The organism is Prevotella pectinovora (assembly GCF_000834015.1).
GTDB lineage: Bacteria > Bacteroidota > Bacteroidia > Bacteroidales > Bacteroidaceae > Prevotella > Prevotella pectinovora.
Genome location: NZ_JXQI01000051.1, coordinates 20,548 through 39,026 on the forward strand (window position 1 = coordinate 20,548; position 18,479 = coordinate 39,026).

11 protein-coding genes and 1 pseudogene are annotated in these 18,479 nt (G+C 49.4%); 5 read left to right on the forward strand and 7 right to left on the reverse strand.

Annotation, left to right across the window (positions count from 1 at the left end; translation table 11 throughout):
* Positions 1-42: 42 nt before the first annotated feature.
* The 3 genes from ST42_RS05990 to ST42_RS06000 are packed head-to-tail and all read right to left on the reverse strand — an operon-like array spanning position 43 to position 5,133.
* Positions 43-2,712 (reverse strand): 4-alpha-glucanotransferase, encoded by a 2,670-nt coding sequence (locus tag ST42_RS05990; protein ID WP_044072839.1) that lies wholly within the window; start codon positions 2,710-2,712, stop codon positions 43-45.
* 36 nt (positions 2,713-2,748) lie between these two features.
* On the reverse strand, positions 2,749-4,065 hold the full coding sequence (locus tag ST42_RS05995) for an MFS transporter (RefSeq protein WP_044072840.1): 1,317 nt from the start codon (positions 4,063-4,065) through the stop codon (positions 2,749-2,751).
* A 42-nt stretch (positions 4,066-4,107) separates the two neighbouring features.
* Complete coding sequence (locus ST42_RS06000; RefSeq protein ID WP_022317142.1) at positions 4,108-5,133, reverse strand: LacI family DNA-binding transcriptional regulator; 1,026 nt, start codon at positions 5,131-5,133, stop codon at positions 4,108-4,110.
* A gap of 172 nt (positions 5,134-5,305) precedes the next feature.
* Here ST42_RS06000 and ST42_RS06005 point away from each other — a divergent pair.
* The 5 genes and pseudogenes from ST42_RS06005 to ST42_RS06025 form a co-directional block, all read left to right on the forward strand.
* A pseudogene (locus ST42_RS06005) lies at positions 5,306-5,845 on the forward strand (DNA-methyltransferase); the annotation flags it as partial.
* Positions 5,846-6,210: 365 nt separating this feature from the next.
* Positions 6,211-9,228, forward strand: a complete 3,018-nt coding sequence (locus ST42_RS06010; protein WP_044072842.1) for a SusC/RagA family TonB-linked outer membrane protein — start codon at positions 6,211-6,213, stop codon at positions 9,226-9,228.
* 169 nt (positions 9,229-9,397) lie between these two features.
* Positions 9,398-11,107, forward strand: coding sequence for a starch-binding outer membrane lipoprotein SusD (susD, locus tag ST42_RS06015; RefSeq protein ID WP_044072843.1), 1,710 nt, complete (start codon positions 9,398-9,400; stop codon positions 11,105-11,107).
* 54 nt (positions 11,108-11,161) lie between these two features.
* Complete coding sequence (locus tag ST42_RS06020) at positions 11,162-12,349, forward strand: SusF/SusE family outer membrane protein (protein ID WP_042518708.1); 1,188 nt, start codon at positions 11,162-11,164, stop codon at positions 12,347-12,349.
* A 142-nt stretch (positions 12,350-12,491) separates the two neighbouring features.
* Positions 12,492-13,949: an Outer membrane protein SusF domain-containing protein gene (locus ST42_RS06025; RefSeq protein WP_044072844.1), complete on the forward strand. Its 1,458-nt coding sequence runs from the start codon at positions 12,492-12,494 to the stop codon at positions 13,947-13,949.
* Positions 13,950-14,424: 475 nt separating this feature from the next.
* Here ST42_RS06025 and ST42_RS06030 read toward each other — a convergent pair whose 3' ends face one another.
* The 4 genes from ST42_RS06030 to ST42_RS06045 form a co-directional block, all read right to left on the reverse strand.
* Positions 14,425-15,903, reverse strand: a complete 1,479-nt coding sequence (locus tag ST42_RS06030; protein ID WP_042518705.1) for an L-fucose/L-arabinose isomerase family protein — start codon at positions 15,901-15,903, stop codon at positions 14,425-14,427.
* Between the two features lie 266 nt (positions 15,904-16,169).
* Entirely contained in the window at positions 16,170-17,210 is a 1,041-nt protein-coding gene (locus tag ST42_RS06035) for a type I phosphomannose isomerase catalytic subunit (RefSeq protein ID WP_022315645.1), read from the reverse strand.
* 124 nt (positions 17,211-17,334) lie between these two features.
* Positions 17,335-17,910 (reverse strand): 7-carboxy-7-deazaguanine synthase QueE, encoded by a 576-nt coding sequence (locus tag ST42_RS06040; RefSeq protein WP_044072845.1) that lies wholly within the window; start codon positions 17,908-17,910, stop codon positions 17,335-17,337.
* Positions 17,907-18,248: a 6-pyruvoyl trahydropterin synthase family protein gene (locus tag ST42_RS06045; RefSeq protein WP_042518701.1), complete on the reverse strand. Its 342-nt coding sequence runs from the start codon at positions 18,246-18,248 to the stop codon at positions 17,907-17,909. The genes ST42_RS06040 and ST42_RS06045 overlap by 4 nt, the downstream gene beginning before the upstream one ends.
* Between the last annotated feature and the right edge of the window lie 231 nt (positions 18,249-18,479).

Below are 18,479 nucleotides of genomic sequence, written 5' to 3' on the forward strand. Positions count from 1 at the left end.
TCCATTGTTTCGTTATTGTCGTTATTCTTTTCTTTCAGATATTTATCTCAGCTTCACCAGTTCCTTAATCGCATCGTTGTATTCCTTGTCAGCGATCAGGTCTTCGATGTTGATGTGCATGCGGTAGCGCCAGTAGTGGCGGGGGTTGGCAGGGATGTTTATTCTCTCGGCGTCAGCGTCGGGCAGACGCAGTTTCTCGTCTAAGGCAAACCAGTCTTGCAGCGACAGGATGCAGAGCATCGACGGACAAGTCAGCTGGTTTGCTATTATGTCGCGTGCCAGCCATCCCGGCAGTGGATGAGGAGCAGCACCGCCACGGTAGAGCATAGAAGAATAGTAAACCTGTGTGCGCTCGTAATCCTCGTCCCACCATTGGCGCAGTGTCGGCATGTCGTGAGTAGAGAGTGTGCAGACGCTGCGATAAGGGTTGCGCGAGAGAATGCCGAACTTCACCTTCGGGTCTTTCGGCATCTGCTGCAGTTCCAGACTGAGGATGCGCAGCTGATCCATCACCCATGCCACGCAGTCTGGCACCATACCGAGGTCTTCGGCACACACCAGCATTCGGGTTGCCTGCACGAGAACAGGCAGTTTCTTCATTGCCTCGTTATACCAGAAATTGTTGTTGCGGCGGTAGTAATAGTCGTTGTATAGACGGTTGAACTTCTCCTTGTCGCTGTCGTAGAGCGCTTCATACATGAAGTTGAGCTGTGCCGTGATTCTTGGATGGAACTTGTTAGGGTCGTTGTCGTCGCGGACGAAGAGCACATCGCTCACCAAAGCATACAGACCGTCTCTTACCCACACATCGTCCATGCTGTCTTTGCCTTTGAAGACGGCCTCAATCTTGCGCTCCGTGTCGTATTCCGGTTTCAGGGCGAAGATGTCGTCGTGTTTGTGGTCGAGGTATTTCTCCACCACCTCGTCGGCATGGATGCCGAACACACGGTCTACGACCCAACGGGCAATGAACGGAGTGGTGAACAGTTCCTCCTGGAAGTGCAGGCCATAGCCTTCAATTTCCTCTCTCGTCATTCCGAGCGACGGGGCGAATTGTCCGAGCAGTCCGTGAACACAGGTGGTAGGTATAGCCCATATACGGAAGAAACCGAGCACGTGGTCAATGCGGTAGGCATCAAAGTATTTCGCCATGTTCTGGAATCTTCTTATCCACCATTCACATCCGTCATCTATCATCCTCTGCCAGTTGTAGGTAGGGAATCCCCAGTTCTGTCCGTTTATGGAGAAAGCGTCAGGTGGAGCGCCCGCCTGTGAGTTGAGGTTGAAGTATTGAGGCTCATGCCATACGTCACATCCGTTGCGGTTCACTCCGATAGGTATGTCGCCCTTGAGAATCACACCACGCGCCATGGCATACTCATGAGCCGCACGCATCTGTCTGTCGAGCACAAACTGCACATAGTAGTAGAACGCCACATCGCCATATTCCTTCGATTTCGGATCGGTGAGTTTCTTGCGGTCAGCCTCATGCCATTGTTCGTGTCCCTTCCATGAAGAGAAGTCCACGTTTCCGAAAGAGTCTCTCAGATGACAATACTGAGCGTAGGGCACTAGCCAGTGTTCGTTTTCTTTTACGAACATCTTGAAGTCTTCGCCCTTCATCACAGCCTCGCCTTCCTGCTTGAATATTATTCTCAGATAGTCTGTCTTGGTATTGTTAACCCTCTCATAGTCAATCTGTTTCAGCTCGTTAAGTTCCTTGCGCAGAGCCTCCATCTCGCGAGCCTTCTTCTTGTCCTTTATCTCAGGCAACTGTCTGAAGTCGGCAAACTGAGGGTGCAGGGCGAAGATGCTGATGGCAGAGTAGGGGTAAGAGTCAGTCCAGGTGTGAGTTGATGTAGTGTCGTTTATCGGCAACACCTGCAATACACGCTGGTTGGTCTCGGCCACCCAGTCTATCATCATCTTCAGGTCGCCGAAGTCGCCTACTCCGAAGCTGCCCTTCGACCGTAGTGAGAACACGGGGATGAGAGTGCCGGCAAGTTTCTCGTCGCATAACTCGAAGAAGGCCTGGTCCAACTCCGTCACTACAACCTCACCGTCGTTTATCGTTGGTGCATGCAGTTGGCGGTTCATGCCAGTCTCCCAGTCCACTCCGCCTTTCTCGTTGAAGGCGATGAACTTGAATTCCGTTTTCTCCTTCTTCATTTCCTTCACATTGATGTCAGCCACCCATTCGTTGTAGTTGTGTTCCACCATTGAGATGGCATCATCTGGGTTCCATCTGCCCAGTGCCTTGTCTTCGCCTACGAGAGCCAGACGGCTGCCGCTCCTCAGTTGTGGAGCGCGCACAATGAGTCTCAGAGTCTGGTTGTAGTCAGAGCCTTTCGCCGGTTCCCTGTGGCGGCGGTTCACGCAGTCGGTGAATGCCGAACTGTAGAGATAGGAGTCGTAAGGGATGTCATTCCATCTGTCGTTCACGAAGTATGTCATGGCCCTCTTGGCGTTCAGCTCCAATCTGTGAGACACTGTGGTCCATTCGTGGCGCACTTCGCTGTCGCCGTTCTCCACACTGTAGTAATATTCCATCTGTGACATTCCGTTTTCGGCAGTAATCTCACAGTGCCATGACTTTCCGTCATAGGTATTCATTGAATACACCTTCTCGATGTCTTTCCCTTTGCCTACGACGTTGAGTCTGAGAATCTCACCGAACGTCGTGGCGTATTGTATATTGAAAAATATCTTCATTGTGCAGGATATTTTAAAGTTATTTCTGTTATGTTTTTATTGTATAGGCTGTTCTTTCTTGTTGATGATGCCCACGCTCAATGCTCCGAGCGCCAGCAGTACGGCAGCCATGATCATCATGTTGTATTGATGCGAGCCAACGAGCGACAGCAGCGTTCCGCCCACGGCAGCCGCTACTATCTGTGGCAGACAGATGGTGCCGTTGAACAGTCCGAGGTAAGCTCCCTTGTGGCCATATCCCTCCAAGGCGTTTGTCACGAAGGCAAACGGCATGGCGAGCATTGCAGCCCATGCACATCCGATGAGCAGGAATGGGATAACGAGGATGTTCTGGTCGTCGATGAACGGCAGCATGGCAAATCCGGCTGCACCGATGAGCAGACTCACGGCATAGGCGAATTTATCGTTCTTTATCCTTGGCAATACCATAGCCCATGCCACACTGCCCAGCGCCTGCCAGAAGAAGAGCACTCCAACCCAGTTGCCGGCCTCCTGATAAGCCTTCGACGAAACGTCGGTGGTGTGCCATACGGTGTCGGCGATGGTGCCGTTGGTATATGTCCACATATACATGAATGCCGCCCAACAGAAGAACTGTACCAGTCCTACCTTCCAGAACATCGACGGAGCGTTCTTCAGCAGTGTCAGCCAACCGGCTTTCTGCTCCTCCGCCTCAGGCTTGCGCTCGTTGTATTCAGCATATTCCTTCGGGTTCCACTCCTTCACGGTTAGTGTGGTGTAGAGCACGCAGAGTATGAGGATAGCCGCACCGATATAGAAAGAATAAATCACGGAGTCGGGCACTACGCCCTTCGGTGCCTCGTTGGCAATACCGATTGCGGTGAAGAAGAACGGGAACACGTAGCCGATCAGTGAACCGCTGTTGCAGAGAAAGCTCTGGATAGAGTAGGCGAGCGACTTCTGCTTCTCGTTCACCATGTCGCCCACGAGCATCTTGAACGGTTGCATCGCCATGTTGATGCTCGTGTCGAGGAACATCAGCGATATCAGTCCGAACACCATCGCCGTGCTCACCGCCATACCGAAAGAACCGGCGTTTGGCAGCAGACACATCACGGCAACGGCAACTGCCGATCCGATGAAGAGATAAGGAATTCGTCTGCCGAACCTGCACCATGTGCGGTCGCTCAGCGTTCCCACTATCGGCTGCACCAATATACCCATCAGAGGCGGTAGAATCCAGAAATAGCTCAGAGAGTGTGGATCAGCGCCGAGTGTGGCGAAAATTCTTGATATGTTGGCACTTTGCAGGGCGTAGGCTATCTGTACGCCGAAAAATCCGAAGCTTAAGTTCCATAGCTTCCAAAAACTTAAATCCTGTTTCTGTTTCATTATGATTATGTTATTTGTTTCCTTATCAGTTTCCTGTTTCTTTTATCTGCTGCTTCCCCTCACCACGAGTCGTGTCCTCACCACCCGCTTCTCTATCTTGTCAGGGTCTGTCAGCCGCTCCACTTGGTCCATGAGAATCGTGGCAGCCTCTTTTCCCACCTCCACTCCGCGCTGTTCCACGGTGGTGAGCATCGGGTCGCACGCCACGGCACGGTTGCCGTTGGTGAATCCGCACACCGATATGTCGTCGGGAATATTGAATCCCATCCTCTTCGCCGTATACATCACTCCGATTGCCGTGTCGTCGTTCACGCAGAAAAATCCGTCGGGCCTGTCATTGCGCTCCAGCATCTCCGGTGTCAGCTTCTCGGCGTCCTCCCTGTTGTCGCAGGCAATGATGAGATTGTCGTCTGGTGTGATACCGGCTTTCAGCAGGGCGTCACGGTATCCGTTGTATCTGTTCTTGCCTATCTCTGCCCGGCCCTTCATACCGTAGAAGGCTATACGCTTGCATCCAGTCTCAATGAGATGCGTCACGGCCTTGAAAGCCCCCATGTAGTCGTCCACCACAACGAGGCTTGCATTGATACCCGTGCAGATGCGGTCGAAGAAAACGAGCGCTATCCCCTTGTTCTGAAGCGACTTGAAGTGGTCGTACTGCATCGTTTCCTTTGCCTGCGACACTATGACGCCACACACCTGATGAGCTTCGAACATCTGGCATATCTGCACTTCCCGTTCGTAGCTCTCTTTGCTCATCGTTATTATTATCCGGTAGCCGCGTGCTGCCGCAGCCTCCTCTATACCAGTGAGCACGGACGAGAAATAATAGTGGGTGAATTCCGGCACTATGACGCCTATCAGCTTTATTGGTTCGCGCTTTGAGTTCCTCAGTGATTTCGCGATGTTGTTTGGATAGAAGTCGTGCTGCTTGGCATATTCACAGATGGCGTCACGCTTATCCTTCCTCACCCTCGTACTTCCGTTGAGGGCGCGGGAAACGGTAGACACCGACACGCCGAATTTCTCGGCGATATCTTTCATTGTTGTAGCTTGACAGTCGTTCATAGATATTGTAAAGATAATCTTTGCTGCAAATATACGTCAAACTTTCCAATGTCGCATCTCACTCGGCACTCTTTCTTCCATGCATTTTTGCAAACGATTGCAAAAAGTGGATTATGTGTAGGAAAATGGTGATATAGTGCAAGTTTGCCATACTTTCAAAAGAAATGGAAAGTGCTTGACGGAACTTGGCTATAAGATATTGAATGTAATCACTTGGCAGAAGACAAATCCTCCTGCTAATATCTCTTGTCGTTTCTTTACATATTCTACAGAGTTTGTAATTTGGGCAAGAAAAATGCAGAAAATACCTCACAAGTTCAACTACGAACTGATGAAAGAACTGAATGACGGCAAACAAATGACTGATGTATGGCGTATGCCTGCTATCGGCCGTTGGGAAAAGACGTGTGGCAAACATCCGACCCAAAAGCCATTGCGTCTTCTCGTACGTATGATTCTTGCCTCAACCAATCAGGGCGATTGGATTCTTGACCCATTCAGTGGCAGTTCCACGACAGGTATAGCTGCTAACCTATGTGGGCGACGATTTGCTGGACTTGAACAAGAGGAAGAATTTTGTAAGTTGAGTAAGGCAAGACGTGAGGAAATAGAGAATCTTGAAGATTATGATAATCTGATAAACCATATTGAAGATTTTCATAAATTTCGTAATTCTTTTATGGTGAAGGAAGATGCAAGTGTTTACGCATAAATGCCATTTTAAATAATCGTTTTAATTTATATGACAATATAAGTTATCCTCATTTTTATAGGCTTATATTATTTTCTTCTTATATTTATAAATTAGATAGAGTTGTTTGCAGCATTACAGATGCCTGTTTTAATAATTGTATGCAATACTATTGTGCAAACGTTTGCACTAACAAAAATGCCTTTTCCTTGTTAAAATAGTTTTAACGTATTGTAATACCTCCTATATTTGCAAGCAACTATCAAACATGAGAGAAAATTATGCCTTAATGCAATCTACAAATGAACATCAAAGCCCTATAGAACGTTAGGGCTTGTATGGATATATTGGACATATATTTAGTAACATAAAAAAAACTATTAACAATGAAGCAGGTAAGATTCAGTAATGCCATGAGAGCTGCAGCCCTGACGGGAGGCTTGTTCTTGACGGCAAGTGCCTTCGGACAACAGGTTGTCGTGAAGGGACATGTGAAGGATGCCACCGGCGAGCCAATCATCGGAGCGACCATCCGAGTTGACGGTACCGATGGCGGTACCATTACCGACATTGACGGTAATTTCTCTATCAACGCAGACGCCAAGTCTACATTGAAAATCTCCTACATCGGATACGAGACGGTATCCGTGGCAGCAGGACAGAACATCAACGTCATCCTGAAGGAAGATGCCGCCACGAAGCTCGACGACGTGGTGGTGATCGGTTACGGTCGTGCGAAGAAGACCGACCTCACCGGTTCTATCTCAGCCTTGAAGCCAGACGAGCTGTCGAAGGGTATCACAAACAACGCCTCGGACATGCTCGTAGGTAAGGTGGCCGGTGTTGATGTGCAGACCACAGGCGGTATGCCAGGTGCAGGAGCACAGATCCGTATCCGTGGTGGTGCCTCTCTCTCAGCCAGCAACGATCCTCTGTATGTTATCGACGGACTCGTTATCGACAACAACACGGCGACTGGTATGAGTAACATCCTTGCCAATATCAACCCTAACGATATCGAGAACTTCACGGTGCTCAAGAGTGCTTCGGCAACGGCAATCTACGGTTCGCGCGCCAGCAACGGTGTCGTAATCATCACCACAAAGAAGGGCCGCAGCGGACAGAAGCCGACATTCACTTACAACGGTGACTTCACCATTTCGACGGCTCTTAAGAAATATGATGTGCTCAGCGGAGACGAGTATAGAAACCTCATCGAATCATTGGGTATGAGCCGTGACCTCCTCGGCACCGCCAACACCGACTGGCAGGACGAGATACTGCGCACCACGCTTTCTACAAACCACAGCATTAGCATGCAGGGCGGTCTGAAGAACATGCCATATCGTGTGAGCGCCGGATACAACATCGGCAACGGTATCCTGAAGACAAGCTGGATGCGCCGTTTCAATTCAAGCGTTAACATCGCACCTACCTTCCTCAACAACCACTTGAACTTCAACATCACAGCCAAGTATATGTATGAGAAAGACCGCTATGCCGACACCGGTGCCGTAGGAGCAGCCATCGCTATGGACCCGACACGTCCGGTGCGCATGTCAGACCCAGAATACAGCGTTGTGGGAGGATACTACCAGACTTTGGTAAACGCTTCGTATAACGACCCTAACTGGACAAAGACATCATACTCTCAGACTCCGCAGAACCCATTGGCTATGCTTAACAACAAGTATTGTCTGGCAAATGCCAACGACTTCAGCGGCAATGCAGAGGTGGACTACAAGATTCACGGATTCGAAGACCTCCGTCTGCATGCAAGTATCGGTGCACAGTATACAGAGACAGAACAGACCAATGACATACGCCGCACTTCATACAGCAACAACTACTATGGCTACAAGGGCCTTATGGCATACTATAAATATAATGTAGTAGGCAGTGCATACGCACAGTATATGCATGAATTCGGAAACCATGGAGTTGACATCATGGCTGGTGCAGAGCAGGCACACTACCATCGTTCAGGATTCAACGAATACGGTAAGGGAACCAACCCATTGACAGGTGAGGCTTTCGATGAGTCATTCAGAAGTGAAAAGGAGTGGGCAACACACAACTCGCTCGTGTCTTACTTCGGACGTCTGAACTACAACTTCCTCGACCGCTACCTCATTACCGCAACGTTCCGTGCCGATGGTTCTTCACGCTTCGCAAAGGGCAAGAAATGGGGATACTTCCCATCAGCTGCCGTAGCATGGAAGATCAGCAGTGAGCCGTTCATGAAGAATGCCACATGGCTCAACGACTTGAAGCTACGTTTCGACTGGGGTAAGACAGGTCAGCAGAACGGTATCGACGACTTCGTATACGCTCCTGTATACGTGACGAGCGACCAGTTCGCACAGTATCCTTTCGGAAACGACTACTATTACACCATGCGTCCTAACAAGTATAACTCAGACCTTACTTGGGAGAAGACAGAGACATGGAACGTAGGTTTGGACTTCGCGGCTCTCAACAACCGATTCACATTCACTCTCGACGGATATATCCGTAACACCAAAGACCTTCTAGCTAATGTTTCAACAAATGCCGGAGTGACACTCGGTGACGAACTTTTGCAGAATGTAGGTTCGCTGCGCAACTACGGACTTGAACTCTCATTCGATGTGAAACCAGTGGTAACAAAAGATTTCACATGGGATCTTACCTACAATGTGGGTTGGAACAAGAACAAGATAACATCCCTCAGAGCAGGAGACAGTGACTGGGTTTGGGTCAACAGCACAAAGGCTGCCCGTGGTAACAACAACAGGTTGCAGCGCAACAAGGTGGGTTATCCTATCAACTCATTCTTCGTTTATCAGCAGGTTTACGACGAGAACGGCAAACCTATCGAGGGCGTTTACGTAGACCGCGACGGTAACGGTTCTATCGACGATGGCGACCGCTACTACTATAAGAGTCCGGCAGCTGACGTGATAATGGGTCTCACATCCAAGTTCCTTTACAAGAGATGGGACCTCAGCTTCTCGCTCAGAGCATCTCTCGGCAACTATGTATATTATCACAATCTTGCTAACTGTGCTATAGTTTGTGAACAGGGTCTGAAGAGACAGGCTGGAGCCTTCCAGAATGTGCTCAGCGATGCCGTATCACTCGGATTCACAGGACAGACAGTTGCCATGAACAGCATCAGCGACTACTTCATCCGCAATGCTTCCTTCCTGAAGTGTTCTAACATCACACTTGGATACTCATTCCCTGCACTCCTCAAGTATGCGGGAGAGGATTATTTCTCTGGCCGTGTATACTTCACTGTGCAGAATCCATTTATCATCACCAAGTATAAGGGACTCGATCCTGAGGTTGCAAATGGTGTAGATACCGATCCGTATCCACGTCCAATCAGCTTCCAGCTCGGTGTTAACTTTAATTTTTAAGTAGACAAGTAGACAAGATACAAGTAGACAAGATGCTGGAAAACCAACATTCTCCCTCAAAAGGGAAGGACTGGAAATTACTAAGCATCATATGGCAGAGGAGGGCAAATCTCCTTGTCAACTCGTCTCCTTGTCAACTCGTCAACTAACAAAATAAACAACTACAATTATGAAACATATAATTTTAAAGAGTGCGGCTTTGGCTTTCCTGACATTAGGGACAATGTCATGTGCCGACGACTTGAATATATCACCAATAGACCCACAGACTTCATCATCGTATGATGTAAAGCAGCTCCTTGCCAAGCAATATGCCTCATTGGGACTCACCGGTCAGAAGGGTCCTGACGGTAACGGTGACATGAGTGGTGATGAGGGTGAGAGCGGTTTCTACCGCACGGTGTTCAACCTCAACGAACTCAACACCGACGAGATCCTATGGGCATGGCAGGACAATGAAGACATGTCACCGATTACAAACATGGCATGGACATCAGCTTCTCCACGTGTGAACTGGTGCTACCAACGCCTTGCCTATGATGTCACGCTTCACAACCAGTTTATCTCTGAGCAGACAGGCAAACTTCCTGACGACGAGATTGCAGAGATTCGTTTCCTGCGTGCTCTCAACTACTTCGAGTTCCTCGACCTCTTCCGTAGAGCACCGTTCAAACTCGAGTTCAACGGAGAACTGCCTGACGAGAAGGTAGGCATCGACCTCTACAACTGGATTGACCAGGAGCTGACAGCCATAGAGCCAATGATGAAAGAAGTGGGAGCATACTGCAACAGCAAAGACTTCGGCCGTGCCGACCGCGGTGCAGCCTACGCTCTGCATGCCCGTCTCGCACTCAACGCCATGGTATACACCGACGGACAGGTGAACGACTACCAGAAGGCAAAGGACTATTGCGACAAGATCATCTCGGCAAACGTCTACGAACTCGCCAAGGAGCCAAAGAACGGATACACCGGTTATCAGCAGCTCTTCATGGCTGACAACGACGAGAATCCGGAGGCTATGAAGGAGATTATCCTCCCTATCCGCCAGGATGGAGCAAAGGCACGTAGTCATGGTGGTTCCACAATGCTTATCAACGGAACACGCTGCAGCGGAATGCCTTACTACTATCAGTCAAACCCATGGCAGTGTATCTTTGCACGCAAAGACATGGTTGGCAAGTTCATTCCAAGCCTCGACGTGGTGAATGCCGACAACGACGCTTGCAGTAAGTCATACGACAAATATCTGAAGGACAACAACCTCGACGCATCCAAACTCACAGAGGCAGACATCCTGAAGATGGACGAGGCACTCGGTGCAAGCACTAAGGAGATGGTCCGCAAGGCTGGTGACGACCGTGCACTTCTCTACGGAGGATTCGCAGGTGGTGTGCGCCGCCTGTCGCCAGACAAGACAATCAAGAACTTCTTCGACGGACTCTCTATCGTGAAATGGTCTAACGTGCGTACCGACGGTGCTGCCGCTCATGGAGAGAACTTCTGTGATACAGACATTCCTCTCTTCCGTCTTGGCGAAATCTACCTCACACGTGCTGAGGCTCTCTATCGTCTCGGCGACAAGCAAGGTGCGCTGAAGGATATCCAGAAGCTGCAGGATCGTGCCCACAGAATAAACATCGCACAGTCTGTCGACCTCAACTACATCCTCGACGAGTGGTGTCGTGAGTTCTATCTCGAAGGACGCCGCCGCAGCGACCTCGTTCGTTTCGGTCTCTTCACCAGCAGCCAGTATGTATGGAGCTTCAAGGGCGGTCAGGAAAATGGAGTAGGTGTTGATTCACATTACAACGTTTATCCAGTACCAGCCAACGAGATAGCCGGTAACGCCAACTTGCATCAGAACCCTGGTTATTAATCAGGGGGAGAGAGAATAGAAAACATGTTTTATAATCATAAAAGAAAACGTATCATGAAATATATAAATAAAATAATGATGCTTCCGTTGCTCGTCCTGCCGTTCTTGTTCGCATCCTGCGACAAAGACGACGACTGCAACCCTACGCTCGATTTGAGCCATGTGGCAGAGGGCTTCGTTCTCAACACACCGGCTTACGCTGGCAACACATACGACCTCGCCAATTCTGACGGAGTGGAGCTGACATGCACCCAGCCTAACTATGGCGACGGAGTGCCATACGTAGTGCGCTATTTCGTACAGGTATCCATCGACCCTACATTCGCTGAAGGAAACAAGGATGCCAAGTTCAAGGAGCTGTCCACTTCTTTCACAACTGCAAAGATGGCAGCCAACGCCGTGGAGATGAACAACGCATTGGTAGACCTCTATCAGGAGGCTAACCCTGATGCCGACGTTCCTTCTTCAATGCCTGTTTATATCAGACTGCGTGCCATCATCGACGGATCGATGATAGAGAATCTCGGTGAGACATATTCTAATGTCATCACTCTCTCTTCTGTACGTGCCGAATATCAGGCACCTGACGTTGAATATCCTGCTTGTCTCTATGTCGTTGGCTCTTCTATCCAGGACGCTTGGAAAAGCTGGAAACAGGTGGCTCCGGTATATGGTTTGGAAGGACAGTATTACACTATGGTCTACGTACCGGATGGTGGTTCATTCAAGTGGGGCACTTTCGTGGAAGACTGGCGCGGATTCGGAAAGATCACCATCGACGACCAGGCTGAAGCAGGCGTTTCAGGCAACGACGACGACAATATCGTGCTTGCAAAGGGCGGATGGTATGTTCTGCACTTCGATGGTGTTATGTCTTCTGACAAGAAGAGCATCAACTACACTCTGCACATCTATCCTGGCAAGGCTTACGTAATAGGTGCAGCCTTCGGAAATTGGGACGAGGCAAACGATGCTCTCGCTATGCAGGCTCCTGCCGACAATTCAGGCGAATGGGTATCTCCTGCTTGTACAGCCAGCGGAGAGCTTCGTGCTTACATCCGCATCCCTGGACTGGAGTGGTGGCGCACAGAGTTCACTCTCTACAACGGCAGCCTGTTCTTCCGCAAGGACAACATCGTTGACAACTGGGCTACAAACGTAGGCGATGATTATTCAGTGAAATGCTCTGCTGGTCAGAAACTCTATGTCAACTTCGACAAGAACACCGGTGAGATGAAATAAGGTGGAATTGCCGGATCTTTATAAGACTTGAAAATCTTATATATCCGACATGTTTGATAAACTTATAATCAGAAAGAGAGTGGATGGGACTCTTTCGCTTGAGTCCTGTCTCTCTCCTTCAAACGACAAAAAACAAACAACAATGAAAAAGACATTATTATATAGCTTGGCAGCTTTGGTGGGACTCTCCTTCGCAAGCTGCAACGGCGACTATGACGACTGGACCAATCCTCAGGGATTTGGACAGGAGAACGCCATCACCATTCCTGGTTTCACAGCGACAGCTGCCGGCGACGTCAACCTTGCCAACCCTGGTGAGAACGTGAAGGTTTTCAACCTCTCTGAGGCTGCTCTGCCAGAGGGAACAGAGCTCAACAAGACCCGCATGATAATCACTCCTACTGATGAGGCTGCAACATACGACCTGCCACAGATTCTGGAGGCAAACAACGATGGTACAGTGGACAGCACGGCATTGCAGACCGCTGTGGTGAAGGCTTACGGAAAGCGTCCGGCATTTCGTCCTTTCAAGGTTCACGTATATTCTGACGTGATGGCAAACGGACAGGCTCTGCTCGTGGATGCAGGAGAAATCAATATCAACGTGGCTCCAAAGGCTCCGTTCATCTCTAAGGCTTATTATCTTATCGGCGACTTCAACGACTGGACTACGGATGTGAACAAACTTGCCGGGTATAAGTTCTCTCGTTCTGACAAGGACGTTTATGAGGATCCTTTCTTCACATTCACCGTGACAACGACAAAGAACGACACGTACTGGAAGATTATCCCACAGGAGAATCTTGATGCCAACAACATCTGGCAGCAGGGTGTGGTCGGTACAGTCAAGGACGGTTCTACCGATGCCGAGGGTACTCTCGTTACTGATAACCCACAGGCCGGCAAGATTGCCGAGGCTGGCACATACGTCATTACGCTGAACATGATTGACTACAGCTACAGTGTGGTAAGAGCAGACTCTTATTATATGGTAGGCGGTGTGTATGGATGGAACGCAGAGTCTGCTTCTAAGGTTGCTTTCTACAACGAGAGCGGTTCTAAGGCTTCTATCACAACGCAGTGGACCGGCGACGCCAACCTGAAGATATGGAACCGTGCCGGCATCGGCAACTGGGATGTTGCATGGGGTAGCGTTTCCGACGGAGATAAAAGCATGGAGGGTGCTCTCATTAACAGTGGCGCCAATGCTTTCGTTTGTCCTGAAAAGGGTGCTTACTACACGCTGACAATCGATATGGCGGCAAAGACCTATTCATGGACAAAGCTCGACAACCAGTCTCCTGAAGCATTCAATACCGTCAGCCTTATCGGAGGCTTCAACGAATGGAAGGGTGATGTAGACATGGAGCAGACTGCACCACACAACTGGTATATCAACCACACCTTCTCTTCAGAGACAGAGTTGAAGTTCCGTTCTAACCACGAATGGACTATCAGCTGGGGTGGAAAGACTACTTCTCTCGCCGGTATGATATATACAGCAGAGGCCAATGGTGACAATATCGTTATTCCTGCCGGAACATACGACATCTACTTCAACGACATCACACACCAGTTCATGTTCGTGAAAGCGAACTGACATGATGTATCAAATGAAAATTCTCATGTTCTGATTTGTAAAAATCAATAAATGTTTATTTAGTTATCGTCAGGGCGGACAATGGTTTCAGCGGATTCCATTGTCCGCTTTTTAATATCCCGGAAAGCCCTAACGAACGATTGGGGGCAAACTTCTGGCAATCCCTAATGACCTATGGAGTCAATAACCTGGCAATCCCTAATGACCGATGGGGATAAACTAAAAATCCCGTTTCCGGCAAACGAAGCTAAGCTTGAGTTTTGCAGAAAACGGGATTTTCCGTATCTTGGGTTTATCTTTTCTGTCTGTGTCTTTCAGCTGACTTGCAGTATGAACTGTCATCTCGCAAATCAGAATGTTATAACAGGCAGTCTGTATCAGTTTTACTGCAAGTCACGATAACGTAGTCTTGCAGTCTGGATAACGTAGTCTTGCAGTCTGGGCCTTGTTCTTAAGCCCTGATGGCCGTTTGGGCTTATGCCCATGGATTCTCCGTTGGGTAGGGGAGAGACTTAGGCTGGTTGTAAGCGATATCCTTGATGCCGAGATATTTGAATACCTCGAAGAGCGTCTTGCCGACATGTGAGAAGGCAACGGCACCATGATGAGGATATCCTTTCTGGATGAGCACGTGGCGATAGAAACGACCCATCTCGCGGATGGCGAAGATTCCGATGCCGCCGAACGAGCGTGTAGGCACGTCGAGCACCTCGCCCTCAGCGATATAAGAGCGCAGATTGCCCTCAGAGTCACACTGCAGACGATAGAATGTGATTGGGCTGGCAGCGATGTCTCCCTCCAGAGTGCCACGGGTGAAGTCGGGAGTGCCGCCGTTCTCGAGCAGACGGTTCTGGATGAGCTGATATTTGATGGCACGGGCAGAACACATCTTGCACTGAGGAGTGTTGCCGCAGTGGAAGCCCATGAAGGTGTCTGTGAGCTGGTAGTCGTATTTGCCGGTGATGTCCTCGTCGTAGATATATTTAGGCACGGAGTTGTTGATGTCGAGCAGAGTCACCGTGTCGTCAGAAGCACAGATGCCGATGAACTCTGAGAGAGCACCGTAGATGTCCACCTCGCAGGCCACAGGGATGCCACGGCTTGCCAGACGGCTGTTCACGTAGCATGGCTCAAATCCGAACTGGCTTGGGAATGCAGGCCAGCATTTGTCGGCGAATGCCACATACTGGCGGGAACCCTTGTGTTGCTCTGCCCAGTCAAGGAGAGTAAGCTCAAACTGTGCCATGCGGCGGCTCAGGTCCGGGTAATATTTGCCTTCGCCCATCTCTTCTGCCATTTCCTTGCATACGGCGTCGATGCGAGGGTCGTTCTCGTGCTCCTTGTAAGCCACGAGCAGGTCGAGCTCTGAATTTTCTTCTATCTCCACGCCCAGTTCATAGAGTCCCTTGATAGGAGCGTTGCAAGCGAAGAAATCCTGTGGACGAGGACCGAAGGTGATGATTTTCAGACCCTTCAGACCTATGATGGTGCGTGCCACCGGCACGAAGTCTTTGATCATCTTTGCCACTTCTTCTGCCGTTCCAACCGGATACTCAGGGATATATCCCTTCAGATGGCGCATGCCCAGATTGTATGAGCAGTTGAGCATACCGCAGTATGCGTCTCCACGGCCGTTTATCATGTCGCCGTCGCCTTCGGCAGCTGCCACAAACATCACCGGACCGTCAAACTCCTTTGCAATAAGTGTCTCCGGTGTTTCCGGACCGAAGTTGCCGAGGAACACCACGAGGGCGTTGCAGCCTTCTGCCTTCACTTCGGCAACGGCCTTGAGCATGTCCTGCTCATTCTCTACGGTGGTCTGGCAGTTGAAAATCTCACCTGTGTATTCTTTTACAATGTTCTCGCGACGCTGTGTTGACAGCGCGATAGGGAAACAGTCACGGCTGACGGCGATGATGCCCAGCTTGACCTGAGGAATGTTGTTGCTAACCATAATTGTATTTTTGAAATGTTTTTGTATGTCTGTTTCTTTGGTAAAGATGTATGCAAAGATACATTTTATATTATATATAAAAAAGAATTCATGAAGTGTATTAATAACAATTAGCATTAATTCACTCCATGAACTGCACTTGCGGCATATCGCAAGCGGTATGCCGGCTCCTTCAAGCCCTAATGACCGGTTTTGGTCAAACGGTCATCATGACCATAAGATATTGTTTCAAGCCCAATCTGTCATTAGGGTTTGTTGTGGTCGGTTTATTTGCTCGACAGGTGGAGAAAACGCGTTATGCGGTGTCCCAGATCGCGTTTCTTGTTGTCGATGAATGCGTCGAGAATCCTTGTGGTCCCGTTTAGCGGCACCACGTCGTAGTCGGCGATGGCGGCAGGGATAAGACAGCTGTATCCCTCTCTCACCGTCGTCTCTTCGCCTGTCTCTCTTATCCTTATCTTGAAGTCGCCCTTGATACACATCGTTATGATGAAACTGTCGTATTTCAGCAGGTTGCGGTGGAACGGCTCCGTCAGTTCAGCCACTCTTACGCTGAAGAACTGTGAATCCATGATGAGGTTGGCACGGTTGTCATCCTCTTTATATATAGTGCGATATTCGTCCTCCACATTGAAGTCGAGAGCTTCGGCAGCCAGTTCGGTGTGCAGCTCACGCGGTTTCCCGTCCAGGCCGGGTCTGTTGTAGTCGAAGATGCGGTAGGTGACGTCTGACGACTGCTGCACTTCGGCAAGCAGGATGCCGCTGCAGATGGCGTGTACTCTGCCTGCCGGCAGATAGAACACGTCTCCGGCCTTCACCTCATGGCGGGCAAGCACGTCGGTTATGGTGCCGTCGGCGATACGCTTCTTGTATTCGTATTCAGAGATTTTCGATTTGAATCCGGCATACAGATAACTGCCGGGATTGGCGTCGATGACATACCACATCTCTGTCTTTCCCGATTTGCCGTGTACTCTCTTTGCCATCTCGTCGTTGGGATGCACCTGAATGCTGAGGTCTCCTTTGGCATCGATGAGTTTCACGAGCAGTGGCATCTTGCCATCATACAGCTTGTTCACCGATTCGCCCAGGATTTCCTTCGGATGTGCGTCGATAACGGTTGTCAGTTCTTTGCCTGCCCATTCGCCGTTGCTCACGATGCTTGTGCTCGACGGTACGGCGCTCACCTCCCAGCTTTCACCGATGGGGGTATCTTGCGGCTTGAGTCCCTTATATGGGCAGAGCCTGTCGCCTCCCCATACCACGGTGTGCAGGTTGGGTTCGAATAATAGCGGATATAGTGTCATGTTCTTCTGTCTGTTGTTCAAAATAAGTTAATTACAAACTTGTATATAAGATAATGCAAAGATACATTTTTTTTATTTACTCCAAAAAACAAACAGAAATATATTTGTTGATGCGTATTGAAACTTATCTCACGTTGATTATCTTGTGTGTCTGCAACGACAGTTTCCATTTGGGGTGCTTCAGACAATAGTCTATCGTTCCCCGCAGGTTTGCCTTGTTCTGCGTCTCGTCTTTCACGTCGCATGGTTGCAGGCGGTATTCCTTTGCTTCTACATTGGCATATCTGTCCACTCCTTCGTCGTTGCCCTCATACACCACCTTCAGCTCGTCTATCCTGTGCAGCTTCAGCGGTTTCCCTTTCGGCGAACATGTTATCCAGTCTATCTGGCAGTCTTCTGGCAGTTCGTATGTGCCGTTGGTCTCCATTGCCACATAGCATCCCTCCGCATGTAGCTTCTCTATCAGCGATGCCGTGACCTGCATCGAAGGCTCTCCGCCGGTGATGACAACGAAGCGTGCCGGAAATTGCCTCACTTCCTCAACAATCTCCTCCTCTGTCATCTCCACGTATCTGGAGTGGTCGGTGTCGCAGAACGAACACTTGAGGTTGCAGCCGGCAAAGCGCACGAAAACGGCTGGCGTTCCCGTGTGGCGTCCTTCTCCCTGCAGACTATAGAATATCTCGTTTATCCGCATCATTCCTCCTCGTCCTTAACGTATGTCACCATATTGTTGGAACTCTCCTCCACGTCCACCTTGTAGCATTCCGGAATCTGGTCGCACACCCATTTGGCTATGTTCTCCGCCGTAGGGTTGAAAGGCAGCAGCTCGTTGAAGTTGCCGTGGTCAAGATAGTCGTGTATCTTGTTCTTGATATGCTTGAAATCAATCACCATCCCCACCTCGTTCAGTTCTCTGGCCTTGCAGTATACGGTAACGATCCAGTTGTGACCGTGCAGGTTGGTGCATTTGCTCTCGTAGGGCAGACTGAGTTTGTGGCAGCCTGCTATTTCCATCTTCTTTTTTACGTAATACATTTATTGTGAAGCTAATTCTGACTGCAAAGTTAGTGTAAAAATCCTAATTCCGGCATCTCTAATAGGTTGTTTAGGGCTTAAAACTCTTCAGACAAGCTTAAAAAGTCTAAATATCAGTGTTTTTGTAACAACTTTGTAACAAATGATAATTACTTTTGCATCCGCTTGAGAAGACAGGCTTGAGGATATTCCTCCCGCCTTTGTCAACTCGTCAACTATAAATATTTAAAT

Coding starts and splice junctions, on each gene's coding strand:
- ST42_RS06000 (WP_022317142.1), bottom strand. CDS start 5,133: ATGAACGACTGTCAAGCTACAACAATGAAAGATATCGCCGAGAAATTC.
- ST42_RS05995 (WP_044072840.1), bottom strand. CDS start 4,065: ATGAAACAGAAACAGGATTTAAGTTTTTGGAAGCTATGGAACTTAAGC.
- ST42_RS06045 (WP_042518701.1), bottom strand. CDS start 18,248: ATGTATTACGTAAAAAAGAAGATGGAAATAGCAGGCTGCCACAAACTC.
- ST42_RS06030 (WP_042518705.1), bottom strand. CDS start 15,903: ATGGTTAGCAACAACATTCCTCAGGTCAAGCTGGGCATCATCGCCGTC.
- ST42_RS06010 (WP_044072842.1), top strand. CDS start 6,211: ATGAAGCAGGTAAGATTCAGTAATGCCATGAGAGCTGCAGCCCTGACG.
- ST42_RS06020 (WP_042518708.1), top strand. CDS start 11,162: ATGAAATATATAAATAAAATAATGATGCTTCCGTTGCTCGTCCTGCCG.
- ST42_RS06040 (WP_044072845.1), bottom strand. CDS start 17,910: ATGATGCGGATAAACGAGATATTCTATAGTCTGCAGGGAGAAGGACGC.
- ST42_RS06035 (WP_022315645.1), bottom strand. CDS start 17,210: ATGACACTATATCCGCTATTATTCGAACCCAACCTGCACACCGTGGTA.
- ST42_RS06025 (WP_044072844.1), top strand. CDS start 12,492: ATGAAAAAGACATTATTATATAGCTTGGCAGCTTTGGTGGGACTCTCC.
- ST42_RS05990 (WP_044072839.1), bottom strand. CDS start 2,712: ATGAAGATATTTTTCAATATACAATACGCCACGACGTTCGGTGAGATT.
- susD (WP_044072843.1), top strand. CDS start 9,398: ATGAAACATATAATTTTAAAGAGTGCGGCTTTGGCTTTCCTGACATTA.